The sequence below is a fragment of the Sphingomonas sp. PAMC 26617 genome (genome assembly GCF_000242835.1).
GTDB lineage: Bacteria > Pseudomonadota > Alphaproteobacteria > Sphingomonadales > Sphingomonadaceae > Sphingomonas.
This window is the reverse complement of the sequence record NZ_JH594425.1, coordinates 1,682,291-1,701,314: the sequence shown is the minus strand read 5'-3', so window position 1 is coordinate 1,701,314 and position 19,024 is coordinate 1,682,291. Positions and strand designations below refer to the sequence as shown.

General features: G+C 68.1%; 18 protein-coding genes. 7 read left to right on the top strand and 11 right to left on the bottom strand.

Translation table 11 applies throughout. The annotated features are described in order from the left end of the window. Window positions 1-5: 5 nt before the first annotated feature. A complete protein-coding gene (locus RH91_RS07425) occupies window positions 6-2,402 on the bottom strand; it encodes a S8 family peptidase (protein ID WP_232283435.1) in 2,397 nt (798 codons plus the stop codon). Window positions 2,403-2,518: 116 nt separating this feature from the next. On the opposite strand from RH91_RS07425, the gene RH91_RS07420 reads away from it, so the two are divergent. The 4 genes from RH91_RS07420 (at window position 2,519) to RH91_RS07405 (ending at window position 7,305) form a co-directional block, all read left to right on the top strand. Beyond that, window positions 2,519-3,187 (top strand): pyrimidine 5'-nucleotidase, encoded by a 669-nt coding sequence (locus RH91_RS07420; RefSeq protein WP_010162015.1) that lies wholly within the window; start codon window positions 2,519-2,521, stop codon window positions 3,185-3,187. Beyond that, complete coding sequence (gene dapD, locus RH91_RS07415) at window positions 3,184-4,008, top strand: 2,3,4,5-tetrahydropyridine-2,6-dicarboxylate N-succinyltransferase (protein WP_010162014.1); 825 nt, start codon at window positions 3,184-3,186, stop codon at window positions 4,006-4,008. Before RH91_RS07420 ends, dapD begins: the two co-directional genes overlap by 4 nt. Window positions 4,009-4,218: 210 nt before the next feature. Beyond that, window positions 4,219-5,190, top strand: coding sequence for a class II fructose-bisphosphatase (gene glpX / locus RH91_RS07410; RefSeq protein ID WP_010162013.1), 972 nt, complete (start codon window positions 4,219-4,221; stop codon window positions 5,188-5,190). Between the two features lie 255 nt (window positions 5,191-5,445). Next, window positions 5,446-7,305 (top strand): CocE/NonD family hydrolase, encoded by a 1,860-nt coding sequence (locus tag RH91_RS07405; RefSeq protein WP_010162011.1) that lies wholly within the window; start codon window positions 5,446-5,448, stop codon window positions 7,303-7,305. A gap of 106 nt (window positions 7,306-7,411) precedes the next feature. On the opposite strand, the gene RH91_RS07400 is transcribed toward RH91_RS07405, so the two are convergent. The 7 genes from RH91_RS07400 to gluQRS all read right to left on the bottom strand — a co-directional run bounded on the left by RH91_RS07400 (window position 7,412) and on the right by gluQRS (window position 13,159). Further along, window positions 7,412-8,281, bottom strand: a complete 870-nt coding sequence (locus RH91_RS07400) for a 3-hydroxyacyl-CoA dehydrogenase NAD-binding domain-containing protein (RefSeq protein ID WP_010162010.1) — start codon at window positions 8,279-8,281, stop codon at window positions 7,412-7,414. A gap of 38 nt (window positions 8,282-8,319) precedes the next feature. Further along, complete coding sequence (locus tag RH91_RS07395) at window positions 8,320-9,087, bottom strand: class I SAM-dependent methyltransferase (RefSeq protein ID WP_010162009.1); 768 nt, start codon at window positions 9,085-9,087, stop codon at window positions 8,320-8,322. Beyond that, window positions 9,084-10,061: an L-histidine N(alpha)-methyltransferase gene (gene egtD / locus RH91_RS07390; protein ID WP_010162008.1), complete on the bottom strand. Its 978-nt coding sequence runs from the start codon at window positions 10,059-10,061 to the stop codon at window positions 9,084-9,086. Before egtD ends, RH91_RS07395 begins: the two co-directional genes overlap by 4 nt. Continuing rightward, a complete protein-coding gene (gene egtB, locus RH91_RS07385; RefSeq protein WP_081469575.1) occupies window positions 10,061-11,320 on the bottom strand; it encodes an ergothioneine biosynthesis protein EgtB in 1,260 nt (419 codons plus the stop codon). The genes egtD and egtB overlap by 1 nt, the downstream gene beginning before the upstream one ends. Window positions 11,321-11,392: 72 nt before the next feature. Next, window positions 11,393-11,977, bottom strand: coding sequence for a cob(I)yrinic acid a,c-diamide adenosyltransferase (locus tag RH91_RS07380; protein WP_010162006.1), 585 nt, complete (start codon window positions 11,975-11,977; stop codon window positions 11,393-11,395). A gap of 51 nt (window positions 11,978-12,028) precedes the next feature. Further along, the gene (locus RH91_RS07375; protein WP_010162004.1) at window positions 12,029-12,271 is read right to left on the bottom strand and encodes a twin transmembrane helix small protein; all 243 of its coding nucleotides are present in this window, start codon (window positions 12,269-12,271) and stop codon (window positions 12,029-12,031) included. Window positions 12,272-12,280: 9 nt separating this feature from the next. Beyond that, the gene (gene gluQRS, locus RH91_RS07370; protein ID WP_010162003.1) at window positions 12,281-13,159 is read right to left on the bottom strand and encodes a tRNA glutamyl-Q(34) synthetase GluQRS; all 879 of its coding nucleotides are present in this window, start codon (window positions 13,157-13,159) and stop codon (window positions 12,281-12,283) included. A gap of 186 nt (window positions 13,160-13,345) precedes the next feature. Between gluQRS and RH91_RS07365 the strand changes: the two genes are divergently transcribed. The 3 genes from RH91_RS07365 to ppc are packed head-to-tail and all read left to right on the top strand — an operon-like array spanning window position 13,346 to window position 17,090. Beyond that, window positions 13,346-13,912 carry an HNH endonuclease gene (locus RH91_RS07365; RefSeq protein WP_010162002.1) on the top strand — a complete coding sequence of 189 codons (567 nt, stop codon included), beginning with the start codon at window positions 13,346-13,348 and terminating at the stop codon, window positions 13,910-13,912. 44 nt (window positions 13,913-13,956) lie between these two features. Further along, window positions 13,957-14,373, top strand: coding sequence for a calcium-binding protein (locus RH91_RS07360; protein ID WP_232283434.1), 417 nt, complete (start codon window positions 13,957-13,959; stop codon window positions 14,371-14,373). Between the two features lie 38 nt (window positions 14,374-14,411). Further along, entirely contained in the window at window positions 14,412-17,090 is a 2,679-nt protein-coding gene (gene ppc, locus RH91_RS07355; protein WP_029623690.1) for a phosphoenolpyruvate carboxylase, read from the top strand. Between the two features lie 184 nt (window positions 17,091-17,274). Here ppc and RH91_RS07350 read toward each other — a convergent pair whose 3' ends face one another. Genes RH91_RS07350 through RH91_RS07340 form a run of 3 tightly spaced genes read right to left on the bottom strand, consistent with a single transcriptional unit; the run spans window position 17,275 to window position 18,918 of the window. After that, window positions 17,275-17,895 (bottom strand): YbhB/YbcL family Raf kinase inhibitor-like protein, encoded by a 621-nt coding sequence (locus RH91_RS07350; RefSeq protein ID WP_010161998.1) that lies wholly within the window; start codon window positions 17,893-17,895, stop codon window positions 17,275-17,277. Between the two features lie 55 nt (window positions 17,896-17,950). Beyond that, entirely contained in the window at window positions 17,951-18,346 is a 396-nt protein-coding gene (locus RH91_RS07345; RefSeq protein WP_198283241.1) for an acyl-CoA thioesterase, read from the bottom strand. Then, the gene (locus RH91_RS07340) at window positions 18,343-18,918 is read right to left on the bottom strand and encodes a DedA family protein (RefSeq protein WP_010161996.1); all 576 of its coding nucleotides are present in this window, start codon (window positions 18,916-18,918) and stop codon (window positions 18,343-18,345) included. Before RH91_RS07340 ends, RH91_RS07345 begins: the two co-directional genes overlap by 4 nt. Window positions 18,919-19,024: the final 106 nt, after the last annotated feature.

Sequence of the window (19,024 nt, the reverse complement as noted above, 5' to 3'; positions counted from 1 at the left end):
AGGTTTCAAAATGCTACCGACCACCGCGCCGCTGCGCCGAGATCCTGCCCCAGTGCGACGAAATTCCCCGGCTGACGGCGCAGGAACAGGTTGGTCTGGAGCAGCCCCGTCCACACGGGCAGCGCATAGCGCGCCTCGACATCGATCTCGCGCCCGGTCGGCGCGAGGTTCAGCCGCTGCGCCGTCCAGGTCGATACCGCGAGCGTGTCGTAATCATAGGCGGTGGGGAGCGTCAGATCGATCCCGCCGCTGGCGACGCGCAGCGGTTGCGCGATCCGCAGCCCGAAACTATCGCGCGCGCCGAACAGCCGGTCCTTGCCGACGTCCGCCGCGAACGCATTTGTGCGGATCGCGCCGGTGCCGGTGAGCCCGCCGCGCACGGTCGCGCCGGTCCAGCCCTGCCGCATCGATCCGCCGACGCTCCACCCGCCGCCCGCCTCGAACCGCGCGGCGGTATCGACGAACCATGTCGTCGCGCGCGTGCCCCCCAGCGCATCGCCGAAGCGCGCGCCGAGCACCGTCGCCTGTTCCGCCAGCCGCGTTCCGGTAAGCGCGACGCTCAGGCCACCGAACTGCCGGTCGAGCGTAATCGCGCTGCGGTCATAGCCATAGCGGCGATAGCGGTTGCGGATCGCGGCGAGCGCATCGGGGTCGCGCGACAGCGCGTCGCCGTTCTCGACCGCCGCAGTCAGCCCGAACGCACCGATCTGTCGCCGCAGCGCGCTCGACCCGCGCGCGCGATTGTCGAACCCCGCGCCCTGCAACGGATCGCGCGCGACGAGGAACGCCGGGTCGCTCCGCCCGACGAGGCGCGCGGTCAGCGTCGCGCCCCCCTCGGCGAACCCGACCGCGAAAGCCGCACGTGCGCCGAGCCGGCTCGTCACCGTCCCCGCGATCGCGCGCGCCTGTTCGGCGCTCCCGCGCGAGAGCATCAGCCGCGACACGCTCGCGCCGCCGCCCGCGACCGGCGCGACCGTCATCGCGACGTTCATCATGCCGCCGACGCTGGTCTGGTAATTGCGCGTGGTCGCGAGCAACTGCCCCGCGAGCGTCGGCGCGGGGCCATCGCGGTGGATCGTCCGCGCGAGATCGACCGCGAACGCGCGGCTGAACCCGTCGAGGATGACCGCACCGAGCGCGCCCTGCGCCGCATCCCCCATCGGCGCGGACAGGACCGCGTTCGAGCCGAGCGACGCAGCGGCGTGAGTCCCCGCGACCGACGTCCCGCCGAGCGGCTGGAACGCGCGGGTCAGATCGAGCACGCCCTTGCCGTACACCGCGTCCTCGCCGGCCGCGCCGGCATCGCGCGCGGAGGCGTAGAGGATCTGGACGATCTGCGCGCCGGTCAGATTGGGGAAGGCCTGCGCCAGCAACGCTGCCGCGCCCGCGATCTGCGGCGCGGCGAAGGACGTGCCCGACCACAGGAACGGCGTTCCCGTCTCGTCGGGCGCGCGCACGCCCTCCCCGACCGCCGCGAGATAATGCGCCGACGAATTGCCGGCGCGGTTGCTGAAGCTCGAGATCGTGTCCGCCCCCGCGGTCCGGCTGTTGTTCGCGCCGACCGACCCCGCGATGATCACCAGCCCGCGCGCGGCGGCGGTGTTGGCAAGCTGCGCGAACCCGTCGGGATTGACCGCGTTCGTCGGGTCGGTCGCGAAATCGTTCCCCGCCGCGATCACGATGACGATCCCGGCCGCGGTCGCGCGGTTGACCGCGGTGACCACCGAGCTCCCCGCCGCACTGCCGCCGAGCGAGATGTTGATGACGCGCGCGCCATTGTTGACCGCAAGATCGATCCCGCGCGCGATCGCGCTGTCGGCGAAGCTGCAATTGTCGGTCGAGGTCGAGGTGGTCGCGCACGACCCCGGCGTGTCCGCGCGTGCGGCGAGGATCGTCGCGTCGAACGCGATCCCCTGCGTCCCCGCATCGTTACGCCGCCCGGCGAGCGTGAAGGCGACCGCGGTGCCATGCCCGTCCTCGTCCGCCGCCGTCGTCCCGCCCGCGACATTCGCGGACGCCGACGAAATCCGCCCGGTAAACTCCGCACTGGCGAGTGCGACTCCGCTGTCGACGATCCCGACCGTGATGGTCCGACCGGTCGCGCCCGCCTGGTACAAGGCAAGCGCATTGGCCGAGACCGCGCCGACGGTGGCACGATATTCGGCGGTGTCGTAATTGGTCGCGCTCGGCGTCGGCGTCGGCGTCGGTGCGGGTGTCGGAGCCGGGGTCGGGGTCGGAGTCGGCGCGGGAACCGGAGTCGGTGCGGGCGTCGGCGTCGTGGTCGGTGGTGCAGGAATCGATCCGACTCCCCCGCCGCCGCCGCTGCACGCGCCGAGCGAACCGAGCCCTGCCAGAACCGTCGATCGGGCAATGAACCCCAATAGCCGCCGTCGCATTGTCATTTACGCCATCCCGATACGAAACTCGCCCCACAATCTCCTCGCCGTGTCCCGACGGGTATCGCGGTCGCGCCATCCCTGCCTTGCCCGCCACGCGCCCTGCGCTTAGAGCCGCGCGCATGCTCGCGCGCCTCGCCCTTATCCGCAATTGGGTTTTCGATTTGGATAACACGCTGTATCCGGCGTCGGCGCGGCTGTTCGACCAGATGGACGTCAAGATGACCGCCTATGTCGCGCGCGTGCTGGGCGTCGACCTGATCGAGGCGCGGCGGATCCAGAAGGCCTATTTCTTCGACCACGGCACGACGCTTGCCGGACTGATGGCCGAGCACGGTGTCGACCCGCACCATTTCCTCGCCGATGTCCACGATATCGAGATGGACGTGCTCGACGAAAACGCCCCGCTCGCCGCCGCGATCGCGCGATTGCCGGGGCGCAAGATCGTCTTCACCAACGCCGACACGCCCTATGCGACGCGCGTGCTCGACCGGCTGGGGCTGGCGACGAGCTTCGAGGCGATCCACGATATCCACGCGATGGACCTGAAACCCAAGCCCAACGCCTCGGCCTATGCCGGGCTGTGCGCGGCGTTCGGTATCGATCCGACCGAGTCGCTGTTCGTCGAGGACATGGCGCGCAACCTCGCGCCCGCCAAGGCGATCGGCATGACGACGGTGTGGATCGACAATGGCTCCGAACAGGCCGCCGCCGAGCAGGACCGCAGCTTTATCGACTTCACCACGCCCGATCTGACGGCGTGGCTTCACGACATCATGGGGGACGCATGAGCGACTTGCAGACGACGATCGACGCGGCATGGGATGCACGCGACACGGTAAGCTTCGAGACCAAGGGCGCTATCCGCGACGCAGTCGAGACCGCGCTCAACCAGCTCGATTCGGGCACGGTGCGCGTCGCCGAGCCCGACGGTGACGGCGGCTGGCGCGTCAACCAGTGGCTCAAGAAGGCGGTGCTGCTGTCGTTCCGACTCAATGACATGGCTGAGATCGCCGGGGGTCCCGACGGCGCGCACTGGTGGGACAAGGTGCCCTCCAAGTTCCACGGCTGGGGTTCGGCCGAATTCCGTCAGGCGGGCTTCCGCAGCGTGCCTGGCGCGATCGTCCGGCGCGGCGCGTTCATCGGCAAGGGCGCGGTGCTGATGCCGAGCTTCGTCAACCTAGGTGCCTATGTCGGCGAGAATTCGATGATCGACACCTGGGCGACGGTCGGCAGCTGCGCGCAGATCGGCAAGGGCGTCCATATCTCGGGCGGTGCCGGGATCGGCGGCGTGCTCGAGCCGCTTCAGGCCGACCCGGTCATCATCGGCGACGGCGCGTTCATCGGCGCACGCAGCGAAGTCGCCGAGGGCGTTCGCGTCGGTGAAGGCGCGGTGCTGTCGATGGGCGTCTATCTCGGCGCGTCGACCAAGATCGTCGACCGCGCGACCGGGGAGGTGTTCCGCGGCGAGGTGCCGCCGTACGCAGTGGTCGTCCCCGGCAGCATGGGCGGCGGCGACGGCAAACCGAGCCTGTATTGCGCAGTGATCGTCAAGCGCGTCGACGCGCAGACGCGCTCGAAGACGAGCATCAACGAGCTGCTGCGCGACTAATTTCCTAGCCCCTCCCCTTCAGGGGAGGGGTTGGGGTGGGGCAGTCCAGCAGAGTGAACCTCTCTGCGAGGCACAGCCCCACCCCCAACCCCTCCCCTGAAGGGGAGGGGCTTAAGAAGGCAGCCCCCCTGAGAGGGAGCACCCTCCCCAACCTCGACATCCTTTGCCTCCCCGCTTAGTCCACTCGACAAACGACAAAGAGGATACCCGATGACCGCAGCTACCCGCTCCAAGACGCTCGACCGCGTGCTCGTGCTCGAAATGGTCCGCGTGACCGAGGCGGCGGCGGTTGCCGCCTCCACCCTCACCGGACGTGGCGACGAAAAGGCAGCGGATGCCGCCGCGGTCGAGGCGATGCGCGCCGCGCTTAACGAACTCTACATGGACGGTACCGTCGTGATCGGCGAAGGCGAGCGCGACGAGGCGCCGATGCTGTTCATCGGCGAAAAGGTCGGCTCGGCGATCGGCAAGGGCCCGAAGATCGACATCGCGCTCGATCCGCTCGAAGGCACGACGATCTGCGCGACCGCCGGCCCCAACAGCCTTGCCGTGCTCGCGATCGCCGAGGAAGGCGGGCTGCTCAACGCCCCCGACGTCTATATGGACAAGATCGCATGCGGCCCGGGCTATCCCGAGGGGATCATCGACCTCGACAAGTCGCCCAGCGAGAACGTCCGCGCGCTCGCGGCGGCGAAGGGCGTCGAGCCCAAGGACATCATCGCCTGCGTGCTCGATCGCCCGCGCCACCAGAAGCTCATCGCCGAGCTGCGCGAACTGGGCTGCGGGATCATGCTGATCGGTGACGGCGACGTCGCGGGCGTGATCGCGACGACCAACCCCGATACGACGATCGACATCTACATGGGTGCGGGCGGCGCGCCGGAAGGCGTGCTCGCGGCGGCGGCGCTGCGCTGCGTCGGCGGGCAGTTCAAGGGGCGGCTGCTGTTCCGCAACGACGACGAGCGCGCGCGGGCGGCGAAGTGGGGCGTGACCGATCTCGACAAGCAATACGACCTGACCGAACTCGCGCGCGGCGACTGCATCTTCGCGGCGACGGGTGTCACCGACGGCTCGCTGCTCGCGGGCGTCAAGCGCAAAGGCAAGATCATGACGACCGAGAGCGTCGTGATGCGCGCCAGCTCGGGCACGGTGCGCTGGGTGAAGGGCGAACACCGGATTTAACGCTCTCAAAGCCCCTCCCCCTCGGGGGAGGGGTTGGGGTGGGGCAGTCCAGCAGAACCAATGCCGGCAATCTGCACGGCCCCACCCCCAGCCCCTCCCCTGAAGGGGAGGGGAGCTCCAGTTCTAGCCAGTATGGCAAATCCCCCATCGTCATGCCGGGCTTGTCCCGGCATCCACCGTGCCGCACACTCGTCGCAGGGAATCGGTGGCACGGTCGCCCCCGGCGCAACGCCGGGGTGACGGATGGGGGGCATTATGAAGAGGCTTGCGATACTTCTCGCGCTGACGACCGCGAGTCTGTCCGTGCCGATTGCGGCCAACCCGGTCCAGGCGCCCGCAACCACTCCGCAATCCCCCTACACCTTCGAAGACGTGATGGTCCCGATGCGCGACGGCGCACGGCTTCAGACCGTCATCCTGCGTCCGCGCGGGCGGACCGGTCCACTTCCGATCCTGTTCCAGCGGACCCCTTATGGCGTTCCCGATGCCGCGCCCGACAGCGTCCCCGACAATCAGGTCGCGCTCGACAAGGACGGGTATATCTACGTCATCCAGTCGATGCGCGGGCGGTTCAAGTCGGACGGCGTGTTCACCCTGTCGACCGCGGTCCACCCGGGCGACCGCAAGGCGACCGACGAGTCCACCGACGCTTATGACAGCATCGACTGGCTGGTGAAGCACGTGACGGGCAACAGCGGAAAGGTGGGGATGTGGGGCGTCTCCTACCCCGGTTTCGCCGCCGCGATCGCGCTGATCGGGCCGCATCCCGCGCTCAAGGCGGTCAGCCCGCAGGCGGCGTGGATCGATTACTGGCAGTCGGACGATCTCCACCGCAACGGTGCGCTGCGGCTGAGCTATGCGACCGACTGGCTGGCGATGCTCCAGCTCGACAAGACGCAGGATACGACCTTCGTCTACGACCGCTACGATACCTACGACTGGTTCCTGAAAGCGGGTTCGGTCGAAGAGATCGACCGCCAGCATTTCAAGGGCAAGGTGCCGATGTTCACCGCGTTGCTCGACCATCCGAACCACGACGCCTTCTACACCGACCAGCGCTGGAGCGACCGGCTCGGCCGGACGACGGTGCCGACGCTCAACGTCGCGGGCTATTGGGACCAGGAGGACCCCTGGGGTTCGTGGCAGATCTACTTCAAGCAGGCGCAGAACGACCCCGATCATCTCGCGACGATGGTCGCGGGGCCGTGGGCGCACGGCTGGTGGCAGCGCCCGACCGATTCGCTCGGCCCGATCCCGTACGGCGTGCCGAGCGGGCTGCAGTTCCAGGAGCAGATCCAGGCACCGTTCTTCGCCTATTGGCTCCACGGCGCGGGCACGCGGCCGACCACCGGGATCAAGAGCTTCCAGAGCGGGTCATGGACGTGGAAGAGCTACGCCGCCTGGCCGGCCGCGGGGGTAAAGCCGACCGACCTCTATCTCCACGCCGACGGATCGCTGTCGTTCACCGCGCCCGCGGCGGGGGAAGCGTGTCGCGCCTATGTGTCCGACCCGGCCAACCCGGTGCCGTTCCGCCAGCGCCCGATGTCGGGGACCTATCTGTCCCCCGACTGGCAGTGGTGGGAGGCGGCGGACCAGCGGTTCCTGCAGGGGCGGCCCGACGTGCTCAGCTACACCAGCGCGCCGCTCGACGCCGACCTGACCGTGACCGGGCATGTCGCCGCCGAACTCGCCGCGGCGACCACCGGGACCGACGGCGATTTCGTCGTCAAGCTGATCGACGTCTATCCCGAAGATGCCGCGAAGCCGACCGGCCGCCCCAAGCCCGGCGACTATGCGCGCGCGCGCAACGGCTACCAGTTGCCGATCGCGATGGACGTCCGCCGCGGGCGCTTCCTCGCGAGCGATACGACGCCGCAGCCGCTGGTGCCGGGCAAGGTGACGCGCTGGGACGTCCCGTTACGCGAGCACGACCATGTCTTCCTCAAGGGCCACCGCCTGATGGTGCAGGTCCAGTCGAGCTGGTTCCCGGTGATCGACCGCAACCCGCAGACTTTCGTCCCCAACATCGCGCGCGCGAAGCCTGCGGATTTCAAGAGCGCGACGCAGACGGTATGCGCCGGATCGAAGCTGGTGCTGCCGGTGATGCGGCCCTAGGCGTCCCTGCCCCTCCGGGCGTTTTCCCGCGAGAGCGGGAACCCAAGGGTTACGAACGCCGCGCTCGGTAACCCTGGGCTCCGGCCTGCGCCGGAGCCCACGACCGTTACCGCGTCGGCACGGGCTCCGCGCCCGAATAATCATAGAACCCACGCTTGGTCTTGCGCCCGAACCAGCCCGCCTCGACGTACTTCACCAGCAGCGGCGCGGGCCGGAACTTGGGATCGCCCGTCCCCTCGAACAGCACGCGCGTGATCTCGAGACACGTATCGAGCCCGATGAAATCGGCGAGCGTCAGCGGCCCCATCGGATGGTTGAGCCCGAGCTGGCACGCGACGTCGATATCGCGCACCGTCGCTACGCCCTCGCCCAAGGCGAAGCACGCTTCGTTGAGCATCGGCATCAGCACCCGGTTGACGATGAACCCCGGCGCATCATTGGCGTGGACGATCTCCTTGCCGAGCTTGCGCCCGAACGCCTCGACCGCCGCCACCGTCGCGTCGGACGTCGCGAGGCCGCGGATCAGCTCGATCAGCCCCATCACGGGCACGGGGTTGAAGAAATGCACCCCCATGAACCGCGCCGGATCGGGCGATGCCTGCGCCAGCCGCGTGATCGGGATCGACGAGGTGTTCGAGGCGAGGATCGCGTCCGAGGCGAGCACCTTGCCGACCTCGGCGAAGATCGCGCGCTTGATCTCCTCGCGCTCGGTCGCCGCCTCGATCACGAGGAACGCGGGCACCATCGCGGACAATCCCTCGACCGGCTCGATCAGGCCAAGCGCCGCATCGCACGCCTCTGCAGTCATCTTCTCCTTGGTGACGAGACGGTCGAGCGCCTTGGCGATCCCCGCCTTGCCTGCGTCCGCACGGTCCTTCGACACGTCGCTGAGCAGCACGTGGAACCCCGCCTGCGCCGCAACCTGTGCGATCCCCGCGCCCATCTGGCCCGCGCCGATGACACCTACCGTCTGCATATCCTGTCCTTTGCTGCGTTTTGCCGCAGCCTTAGGGATCAGGCGATGCGGCGGCAATCATAGCCCTTGGTGACATAGGGAAAAGCGACCGGATCATGCTCAAGCGCGGGCGTCGCGGCAATCAGGGCGCGGACCTGCGTGACGACGTCCGCGCGCGCCGCCGCGGGCAAGGTGGCGATGAAGCTGGTCGACAGCGTGCGCCCGACCACGACATCCTCCACCGCACCATGGTGCGCATACGGCCATTCGCTTTCCTCGAGCGGTGAGAAGCCGTCAGCCGGAAAGACGTCGCGCCACGCATCGGCCCGTTCGCGCAGGGCGGTGCCCTGATGCGCATTGGTCAGCACGGATAGCTGCTCGACCCAGCCGACCGATTCGTCTCGCAAGTTCCACACCAGCCCGAGCGTCCCGCCAACCTTCAGTACGCGCCGAATTTCCGCCATCACCGCGGGAGTCGCGAACCAGTGGAAGGCGGTCGCGCAGACCACCGAGTCGATGCTTCCGTCAGGCAGCGGGATTGCCTCCGCCTGCCCGACCAGCGGCCGCACCTCAGGAAAGTCGGCAACGAGGTGGTCGAGCATGGCCGCGATCGGCTCAAGCGCGAGGATATCCGCCCCGGTCCTGACGAGCGATTCCGTGAACTTGCCCGTCCCTGCCCCAATCTCCAGCACCGTCCGGCCCGGAACGATCCCCAGCCGATTGCGCATCCAGTCCACGATCGCATCGGGATAGCCCGGGCGGCTTGCCGCATAGACGCCTGCCGCCCGATCGAACCCGGTCGCCGCGACCGGATGCAGCGGTGTCACGGCGCGAGGCGGGCGGGCTGTGCCTCCGCGAGCAACACCGCGAACCGGCCCTCGGGGTCGGTCCATTCGCCGACCGGAGTCCACCCGCCCGCGCGCAGCAGGATGCGTGCGTCGCGTGGCCCGAACTTGTGGCTGTTCTCGGTGTGGATCGTCTCGCCCGCCGCCATCTCGAACGGCCGGCCCTCGACCGTGAAGGTCACGTCGCGGGTCGCTTCGAGATGCATCTCGATCCGCGCGCGATCGTCGTTCCAGATCGCGCGATGACGGAAGGCGTCGAGCGGGATCGTTGCGCCCAGCTCGCGGTTGATCCGTTCGAGCAGGTTGAGGTTGAACGCCGCGGTCACCCCCTGCGCATCGTCATAAGCGGCTTCCAGCGTCGCCTGGTCCTTGATCCGGTCCATCCCGATCAACAGCATCGCGCCTTCCCCAAGTGACTCCTTCATCGCGCGCAACAGGTCGGTGCTGGAATGTGGGATCATGTTGCCGATCGTCGAGCCCGGGAAGAAGCCGAGCTTGGGCGTGTCGGCAACCTGCGCGGGGAGCGAAATCGGGTGCATGAAATCCGCCTCGACCGGGAGCACGGACAGGCCGGGGAAGGCATTCGCCAGCACCGCCGAGGATTCGCGCAGGAAATCGCCCGAGATATCGATCGGCACGTACGCCGCCGGGTCGACCGCTTCGAGCAGGATCGGCGTCTTGGTCGACGAGCCCGAGCCGAACTCGACCACCGCGCGGCCCTTGCCCGCGATCCGCGCGACGTCGCCGCAGCACGCGCGCAGGATCGCGGTCTCGGTCCGCGTCGGATAATATTCGGGCAGATCGGTGATCTTCTCGAACAGCTCCGACCCGCGCCGGTCGTAGAACCAACGCGCCGGGATCGCGCGCGGACGCAAGCCAAAGCCACGCAGAACATCGTTGCGGAACGCGGGGTCGGCGAGGCTCGCCTGCCCGTCCTCGATTTCGGGTTTCAGCATTACAGATCCTTGGCGAGCCGGACGCCGGTGAACTGCCAGCGTTGATGGGGATAGAAGAAGTTGCGGTACGAGGCGCGCGCATGGCCGCGCGGGGTCGCGCAGGATCCGCCGCGCAGGACACACTGCCCGCTCATGAACTTGCCATTATACTCGCCGACCGCACCCTCGACCGCGCGAAAGCCCGGGTATGGGCGATAGGCGCTCCCGGTCCATTCCCACACGTCGCCGAAGAAGGCCGGGCCGCCCGTCGATGGCCGCGGCTCGACCGCACCGGCGGTGTCGAGCTGGTTGCCGCCAAGCGGATCGTGGTCGGCCGCCGCCGCTTCCCACTCCGCCTCGGTCGGCAGCCGCGCACCCGCCCAGCTCGCATAGGCATCCGCCTCGAAGAAGCTGACGTGAGTCACGGGTGCCGCCGGATCGATCGCGCGGCGCCCGTCGAGCCCGAAGCGAGTCCACGCTCCGTCGCGCTGCTCCCAATACAACGGCGCGACGATCCGCTCGCGCTTCACCCACGCCCAGCCGTCGGACAGCCAGTGGCGAGGCTCGGTATATCCGCCATCCGCGATGAAGGCTGCCCATTCGCCGTTGGTCACGGTGCGATCCGCGATCGCATGCGCGCTGAGCAACGCCTGGTGGCGCGGCCCCTCACAATCGAACGAGAACCCATCGCCGTCATGGCCGATTTCGACGATCCCGGCGGCCTGCTCGATCCAGCCCGCCGGGCGCGGCATTTCCACCGGCACCTTGCGCGCGGCGGGCCAGATCGCGGGCTCGACCGGATTTTGCGCCATCAGGTGCAGGATGTCGGTGACGAGCAGCTCCTGATGCTGCTCCTCATGATGGCACCCCAGCGCAATCAGCTCCTGCGCCGCCTCGGGCAGGTCGGGAAGCGCCGCGAGCACCTCCGCATCGACGTGCGCGCGATAGGCCAGCACTTCATCGAGCGCCGGACGGGTCACCATCCCGCGCCGGTTGCGCGCGTGGCGCTGCCCCTCGGCCTCGTAATAGCTGTTGAACAGGAACGGGAAGCGTTCGTCGTACAGCCGGTAACCGCTAACGAAATCACGCAGGATGAAGGTTTCGAGGAACCAGCTGGTGTGCGCCAGATGCCATTTGGCGGGCGACGCGTCGTCCATCGACTGCGCGGTCGCATCCGCGTCCGACAGCGGCGCGACCAGCGCGACGGTCAGGTCGCGCACCGCCTGGAAACGCGCAGCGAGCGCGGAGGCGTCAGTCCTGGGGGCAGTCCGTGTCGCCATCGCCTCGTCCGTTCCGGAAGTCTTCTGCCCCACCGGGGGGAGATCTTCGGGGCTATCCCCCGCTGAACCGTATCAGCGGGTTGCACCCGGTCGCCACAAAACGTCGCCACCGGCATTTTGGTTCACCACCCGCGCGGCAACGAACAGATAATCAGACAATCTGTTGAGATAGGCGAGCGCCAGCGGATTGAGCGCGACGTGCCGCGCCGCGCCGACCGCGGTCCGCTCCGCCCGCCGGACGGTCGCGCGCGCGACGTGCAACGCTGCCGCACCGCGCGTTCCGCCGGGGAGGATGAAGCTCGTCAGCGGCGCGAGGTCGGCGTTCATCCGGTCGATTTCGGTTTCGAGCCGCTCGACCTGCGCGGCGACGATCCGCAGCACCATGTCCGACGGCGCGAAATCCTCGCCCGGAGTCGCGAGATCCGCGCCGAGATCGAACAGGTCGTTCTGAACGCGTTCGAGCAACGCGACGAGCCAGAACACCGACACGCCGGCGTCCTTCAACGCCACTGCGGCGACACCGATCAAACTGTTCGACTCGTCGACATCGCCGATCGCGGCCATCCGCGCGTCATCCTTGGCGACGCGCGAGCCATCGACCAGCCCGGTCGAGCCATCGTCGCCGGTGCGCGTGTAGATACGATTGAGCTTGACCACGTTTCGTCCCCAGGTCCGGTCCTGCCCCGGACCGGCGGTTATATGGCAGGCTCAGCTCTTGCCCGCGAGCCACATCAGCAGCACGACCAGGAAGATCGCCACCGCCTGGAACATGATGCGATATTGCATCATCTTGTTCGACTTGACCGCCGACGGGCTGACCCCGTCCGCACTCCCCGTCCCGTCGCGCGCCTGCTGGCTCGCGCCGAGCAGGAAAACGACCAGTCCGCGGACCAGGACGACGACCGTGGCGATCATCGCCGCAATCAGCAGGATTGTCAGGAAAGTGCTCATGCCTTCAACTTAGGCGCTTGCCGCCAGAAAGCCAGTGGTCAGAATGTCCGAGGGCAGCCGCCCCGCGCGCAACAGCGCCGCCAGCGCGCGCCCGTCGTCGCCGCGCAGGCGCAAGCGTTCGAGCGTCGGCGAATCGTTGCGCTTGGCGAGTCGCGCGCCGTCCGCGTCGGTCAGCAATTCGTGATGCCGATAGACCGGAGTCGGCAGCCCGAGCAGCGCCTGCAGCAACCGGTGCACGTCGGTCGCCGCGAACAGATCGACCCCGCGCACCACATGCGTCACGCCCTGCGCCGCATCGTCCACCGTCACCGCGAGATGATAGCTCGCGGGGGCATCCTTGCGCGCGAGGACGACATCGCCGTGCCGCTCGGGGTGCGCGACCACGTTGCCCGCGATTTCGTCGGTCCATTCGAGCGGCCCGGCACGTTCCGCTGCCGCCATCATGTCGATCCGCCACGCATGCGCGACGCCCGCGTCGATCCGCGCCGCGCGATCGGCGGGGTCGAGGTGGCGGCACATTCCGGGATAGACCGTATCCAGGCCATGCGGCGCGGACAGGCTCGCGGCGATTTCGGCGCGGGTGCAGAAGCACGGGTAGAGTAGTGCCATCCCGCGCAACCGTTCGAGCGCACCGGCATAGACGTCGAGCCGCGCCGACTGGAACAGCACCGGCCCATCCCATTCCACCCCGAGCCAGCGCAGGTCGGCGAGGATCGCGTCGACATGCTCGGGCCGGCTACGCGTGCCGTCGATATCCTCGATCCGCAGCAGGAACCGCCCGCCCGCGGAGCGCGCCCGATCGTGCGCCTGGATCGCGGAAAAAGCGTGGCCGAGATGCAGCCGCCCGGTCGGGCTGGGGGCGAAGCGACTGGTCGTCGGCGCGCTCATGTTCGGGGCCCAAACCGCTGCGTCGGGGTCGATCCTTGGTTGCAAATCGGCACGCTCCCCCTTGACCGCGAGTCGGGCGCTGTGCTGAACTTGTTAACGAAAGGCGTCGCTGTCATCACAGCGTCATCCTAAACGGCAAGAAGCCGCGCAGGAAGTGCCACTCGACTGAGGAATAGGGGGGCTCGCATGTACCATCCCGATCTCATCCGCCACCCCGATGGCTGTCCCGCGCTCGTGCTCAACGCGGATTACACCCCGCTCAGCTATTATCCGCTTTCGGTCTGGCCGTGGCAGACCGCGATCAAGGCGGTGTTCCTCGACCGGGTCGACATCGTCGCGGAATATGAGCGCGAGGTGCGCAGCCCCACCCAACGCATCAAGCTGCCTTCGGTGATCGCGCTCAAACAATATGTCCGGCCGAGCGCCTTCCCCGCCTTCACGCGATTCAACCTGTTCCTGCGCGACAAGTTCACCTGCCAATATTGCGGTGCGGGCCACGAACTGACCTTCGACCACATCGTCCCGCGCGCGCAGGGCGGACGGACGACGTGGGAGAATGTCGCGACCGCCTGTTCGCCGTGCAACCTCAAGAAGGGCGGGCGGACGCCCAAACAGGCGGGCATGCCGCTCCATATCGACGCGATCCGGCCGACGAGCTGGCAGCTGCAGGAACATGGCCGGCGCTATCCGCCGAATTTCCTGCACGATACGTGGCACGACTGGCTCTATTGGGACGTTGAGCTCGAAGCTTGACGGGCATCGCATATTCGCCGAGCCCCTCGGTACGGGAGACGACGATGCAGCGTATGTTGATGACAAGCCTGGCCACGCTTCTACTGACGACGACGGGGTGCAACCGCTCGACACCAAGCGACGACGCGCTCGCCGAATTCGTCCCGCCGACGCTGGTGAAGCGCGAGGAAGTCCGCGCCTGGCTCGAAAAGCGCTTCGCCGACCGCGACGTCGATGGCGACCGGCGGCTGACCCGCGTCGAGCTCGGCAACACCCGGGCGGACCGGATCGCGGGCGCTGATGTCGATCAGGACGGCGCGATCAGTCATGACGAATTTATCGCGCACGGGCTGGCGCGATTCGACAAGGCCGACGCGAATGGCGACAAGATGGTGACCAACAAGGAACAGGACGCCGCGCGCGCCGCCGCCGCCGCGACCCCGACGCCAAAGACGATTCCGCCTGCGACGACGGTCCAGTGACGGTTGACCGCGCGGGTGTTGCGTTGCAGCATCCGCACATGGCCGACCTCCCCTCGATTACCAACAATCCCGACATCCGCTTCCTGGGCAAATTGCTCGGCGACGTGATCCGCGCCTATGGCGGCGATGCCCTGTATGAACGGACCGAAGCGATCCGCACCGCCTCGGTCGAACGACACCGCGGCGCGGGCGAGCAGGACGGGGTCGACCTCGAGCTCGACCGGCTCGATCTCGACGAGACGCTCGATTTCGTCCGCGGGTTCATGCTGTTCTCGATGCTCGCCAACCTTGCGGAGGACAGGCAGGGCGTGACCGCGGACGGCGGCGCGGATCTCGCCTCGGCGCTCGACCGGCTCGCCCAGGAAGGGATCGACAAGCCGCAGGCGATCGCCTTGCTCCAGAACGCGCTGCTCGCCCCGGTGCTGACTGCGCACCCGACCGAAGTGCGGCGCAAGTCGATGATCGACCATCGCAACCGCATCGCTGCGCTGATGCTGCTGCGCGACGGCGGCGCGACCGCGACGCCCGAGGGCGACGATATCGAGGAAGCGATCCTCCGCCAGATCGCGCTTCTGTGGCAGACGCGCGTGCTCCGGCGCGAGCGGCTCTACGTTACCGACGAGGTCGAGACCGCGCTCAGCTACCTGCGCGACGTCTTCCTCCCCGCCCTGCCTGCGCTGTACCAGCGCTGGGACCGCGCGCTCGGCGAACGCACCCCCGGTTTCCTCAAGCCCGGGAGCTGGATCGGCGGGGACCGCGACGGCAATCCGTTCGTCACCGCCGACAGCCTGCGCGCCGCGCTCGGCAAGGCGAGCGAGGCGGTGCTCGTCTATTATCTCGACGCGGTTCATGCGCTTGGCGCAGAGCTGTCGATCTCGACCGATCTCACCCCCGCCGATACCGCGGTCGTCGCGCTTGCTGATGCGAGCGGCGACGGCGCGGAGAGCCGCAGCGACGAACCGTATCGCCGCGCGCTCTCCGGCATCTACGCCCGACTCGCCGCGACGCATCTCGCGCTGACGGGCAAGCCCGCGCCGCGTCCCGGCCCCCTCAAGGGCGACCGCTACGCCGATCCGCAGGCGTTCCGCGCCGATCTCGTCGTCATCGCGCGCGCGCTTGCCGCGGGCGGCGGCGGGGCCTTGTCGTCGGGTGGCGCGCTCGGGCGGCTAATCCGCGCGGTCGAGACGTTCGGTTTCCACCTCGCAACGCTCGATTTGCGGCAGAACAGCGCGGTGCTGGAACGCGTCGTGGCCGAACTGCTCAAGGTCGCAGGAGTCGAGGACGATTATCTCGCGCTTGGCGAATCGCAGCGCGTGTCGCTGCTCCGCCACGAACTGTCGAACGCGCGACCGCTGGGGAGCGCGTTCGCCGACTATTCGGACGAGACGCAATCCGAACTCGCGATCCTGCGCGCCGCCGCCACCGCGCACGCGACTTATGGGCCGGCGTGCATCGTCCAGCATATCGTGTCGATGGCGCAATCGGTGTCGGACCTGCTCGAGCTCAACGTGCTGCTGAAGGAAGTCGGCCTGTATCGCCCGCACGGGGAGACCCCGACCGCCGCAATCATGGCGGTGCCGTTGTTCGAGACGATCGGCGATCTGGAAGCCGCGCCCGAGATCATGGGCGAGTGGTTCTCGCTTCCAGAGGTCCGCGGCGTCACCGCGACGCGCGGCTATCAGGAAGTGATGATCGGCTATTCCGATTCGAACAAGGACGGCGGCTATCTCACCTCGACCTGGAGCCTGTCCAAGGCATCGACCGCGCTGAAGGGCGTGTTCGCAGATGCGGGCGTTGGCATGCAGCTGTTCCACGGACGCGGCGGCGCAGTCGGGCGCGGCGGCGGCTCGGCGTTCGCGGCGATCCGCGCGCAGCCGTTCGGCACGGTGCAGGGGCGAATCCGCATCACCGAACAGGGCGAAGTGATCGCGGGCAAATATGGCACGCGCGATAGTGCGATGACCAATCTCGAGGCGATGGCGTCGGCAACGTTGCTCGCCAGCCTCGAGCCCGATCAGCTGTCCGCGGCGGACACGCAGCGGTTCGCCGAGGCGATGGACCGGCTCTCGGCAAGCGCGTTCGAGGCGTATCGTGGCCTCGTCTACGGCACCGAGGGGTTCCGCACCTTCTTCCGCGAGATGACCCCGATCGCGGAAATCTCCGGCCTCAAGATCGGCTCGCGCCCCGCGAGCCGGACCAAGAGCGCCCGGATCGAGGATCTGCGCGCGATCCCCTGGGTGTTCAGCTGGGCGCAGGCACGCGTGATGCTGCCGGGCTGGTATGGCGTCGGGCAGGCGCTCGACTCGTTCGAGGACAAGGGGTTGCTCCGCGACATGGCGCAGGGCTGGCCGTTCTTCGCAGCGACGCTCGCCAATATGGAGCAGGTCATCGCCAAGTCCGACATGGCGATCGCCGCGCGCTACGCCGCGCTGGTCGAGGACCGCAGCCTCGCGGACGCGATCTTCCCGCGGATCGAGGCGGGGTGGCGGCAGGCGCATGACGGGCTGCTGACGGTGACGGGACAGTCGCGCTTGTTGGAGGCGCATCCCGCGCTCGAGACGTCGATCCGGTTGCGGCTGCCCTATATCGAGCCGCTCAACCTGTTGCAGATCGAACTGATCAAGCGCCGCCGCGCAGGCGATGCGGACGAACGGATCGGCGAAGGCATCCTGCTATCGATCAACGCGATCGCGACGGCGCTGCGCAACAGCGGTTAAGGGTTCGTCCCCTCACCCTGTTTCTACGTTCCTATTTCTGCTTCCCCGGCGAAGGCCGGGGCCCAGTTGCGATGGTCGAGGTAACGACGCGCGCACGACTGCAACGCCGGTCTTACTACTGGGCCCCGGCCTTCGCCGGGGAGGTAAGGGGGGGATAACGCGATTTCCCACCCCGCGTGCAGCGTCAGGCGATGACCGGCGCGCCATCGTCCGGCACCACACCGGCAGGTTCGCCCCGCGCATACAGTCCGACCAACACGCCCGCGCCAATCACATGCCCCGCGATCGCGTTGAGCACCGCACCACGCCCCGGTCCGTCGCCAAGATCCTCCGCCACGCAATCGAGCGCGAACACCTGGAAGACATAGCGATGGTCGCCATGCCCGGTGGGCGGATCGGGCGCGAGCCAGCCCTGCGAGAGATAGGAGTTGCGCCCTACCCCGCTGCCATCGGGATGCGCGTCGGCGACGATCGCACCTTCGTCGATGCGTCCGGCGTCGGCTGGCAAGCCCCACAGGATCGCGTGGACAAAGGGCGCGGGCATCGGTGAATCGGCATCCTCGACCACCAGCGCGACACTCAGCGTCCCCGCCGGCACCGCGCCCCAGGTCAGCGGCGGCGAGACGCCGTCGCCGTCGGCGGTAAAGCGCGGCGGAATCCGGCCCTCGTTCGCTAAGGCCGGGCTGGTCACCTCGATCGTCGCGTAATCGCGCCCGAGCACCGGCTCCGCGATGATCAGCTTGTCCGCGCCCGCGCGGACGTTGCGCAAGGCGGCACCGAGCCAGTGGGGAAGATGTTCGAGCATCGCGTCAATCCTTGAAACCTGGAGCTTCAAGCCCCCGCGGCCCCAAGCGGTTCCGTCAGGCGGATAAAAACGGCGCGGCGATGTCGTCCCGCACCCGCAGCAACCGCCCGGTCGCGCGGTCGATCAGCGCCCAGGTCGTCACCGCCTGCACCTTCACTTTTCCGTCCGCGCCGAGGAAGCGGACATGCCGGTCGAACCGAGCGCCGGCCGGCGGCGCCGGAACCCACGTCTCGCCGGTCACCGTCTCGCCTGCCGCGACGTTGCCGCGATAATCGATCTCGTGCCGGGTCACGACCCAGACATAGGCCGCCTGCTGCTCGGGCGGCGCGACCGCTTCCCAATGCGCGACCGCGATCTGCTGGATCCAGCGGACCCACACCGCATTGTTGACGTGGCCCAGTTCGTCGATGTCGTCGGGCGTCGCGGTGATCGAAAGCGTGAAGCGCGTCATGCCGCCTGTGTGCGCCGGCTGCGCCACCAATGCCAGAGGCCGAGCAGCACCGCGATCGCGACGACCACGCCGCCGAGGATCAGGATTGCATGCTTGTCCGGAAGGAACCGCTCGATCAGTTTCTCGAAACTGTGCCCGAACAGATAGCCGATCCCGGTGAACACAATTCCCCAGACGATCGCCGCAACCAGGTTGATCACGACGAACAGCTTGGTCGAAACCTTGGTCGTCCCGATCGCGATCGGGCTGATCGTGCGGAAGCCGTAGATGAAGCGGAACGCGAAGATAAAGCCGATCGGATAGCGTTCGAGCATTCCCAGCGCGCGCTCGAAGATCGGCTTCTCGCGCGCACGCCGAACCCACGGCTTGTCGCGGAACCAGCGGCCGAGCGAGAAGAAGATCTGGTCCGCGACGAACGACCCCGCCGCCGCCGACGCCATCGCGCCGGGCAAAGGGAACAGCCCCTTGTGCGCGAGCAACCCGCCCGCGACGACGACGGTCTCGCCCTCAATCCCGGCGCCTGCGAACAAGGCGATGAGGCCGTAATGCTGGATGATGGATTCGATCGTCATGCGCGGCTTAAATCCGTTCGCGCCCCGATGTTCCCCGGCGAAGGCCGGGGCCCAGAGCAAAGCGCGCCGCGCCCGTTACCCTGGATTCCCGCCTTCGCGAGAAAAC

What these genes read in the sequence shown, in the direction of transcription:
- RH91_RS07425 (WP_232283435.1), bottom strand. Translation starts at nt 2,402, where the DNA reads ATGACAATGCGACGGCGGCTATTGGGGTTCATTGCCCGATCGACGGTT.
- RH91_RS07420 (WP_010162015.1), top strand. Translation starts at nt 2,519, where the DNA reads ATGCTCGCGCGCCTCGCCCTTATCCGCAATTGGGTTTTCGATTTGGAT.
- dapD (WP_010162014.1), top strand. Translation starts at nt 3,184, where the DNA reads ATGAGCGACTTGCAGACGACGATCGACGCGGCATGGGATGCACGCGAC.
- glpX (WP_010162013.1), top strand. Translation starts at nt 4,219, where the DNA reads ATGACCGCAGCTACCCGCTCCAAGACGCTCGACCGCGTGCTCGTGCTC.
- RH91_RS07405 (WP_010162011.1), top strand. Translation starts at nt 5,446, where the DNA reads ATGAAGAGGCTTGCGATACTTCTCGCGCTGACGACCGCGAGTCTGTCC.
- RH91_RS07400 (WP_010162010.1), bottom strand. Translation starts at nt 8,281, where the DNA reads ATGCAGACGGTAGGTGTCATCGGCGCGGGCCAGATGGGCGCGGGGATC.
- egtD (WP_010162008.1), bottom strand. Translation starts at nt 10,061, where the DNA reads ATGCTGAAACCCGAAATCGAGGACGGGCAGGCGAGCCTCGCCGACCCC.
- egtB (WP_081469575.1), bottom strand. Translation starts at nt 11,320, where the DNA reads ATGGCGACACGGACTGCCCCCAGGACTGACGCCTCCGCGCTCGCTGCG.
- RH91_RS07375 (WP_010162004.1), bottom strand. Translation starts at nt 12,271, where the DNA reads ATGAGCACTTTCCTGACAATCCTGCTGATTGCGGCGATGATCGCCACG.
- gluQRS (WP_010162003.1), bottom strand. Translation starts at nt 13,159, where the DNA reads ATGAGCGCGCCGACGACCAGTCGCTTCGCCCCCAGCCCGACCGGGCGG.
- RH91_RS07365 (WP_010162002.1), top strand. Translation starts at nt 13,346, where the DNA reads ATGTACCATCCCGATCTCATCCGCCACCCCGATGGCTGTCCCGCGCTC.
- RH91_RS07360 (WP_232283434.1), top strand. Translation starts at nt 13,957, where the DNA reads ATGCAGCGTATGTTGATGACAAGCCTGGCCACGCTTCTACTGACGACG.
- ppc (WP_029623690.1), top strand. Translation starts at nt 14,412, where the DNA reads ATGGCCGACCTCCCCTCGATTACCAACAATCCCGACATCCGCTTCCTG.
- RH91_RS07350 (WP_010161998.1), bottom strand. Translation starts at nt 17,895, where the DNA reads ATGCTCGAACATCTTCCCCACTGGCTCGGTGCCGCCTTGCGCAACGTC.
- RH91_RS07345 (WP_198283241.1), bottom strand. Translation starts at nt 18,346, where the DNA reads ATGACGCGCTTCACGCTTTCGATCACCGCGACGCCCGACGACATCGAC.
- RH91_RS07340 (WP_010161996.1), bottom strand. Translation starts at nt 18,918, where the DNA reads ATGACGATCGAATCCATCATCCAGCATTACGGCCTCATCGCCTTGTTC.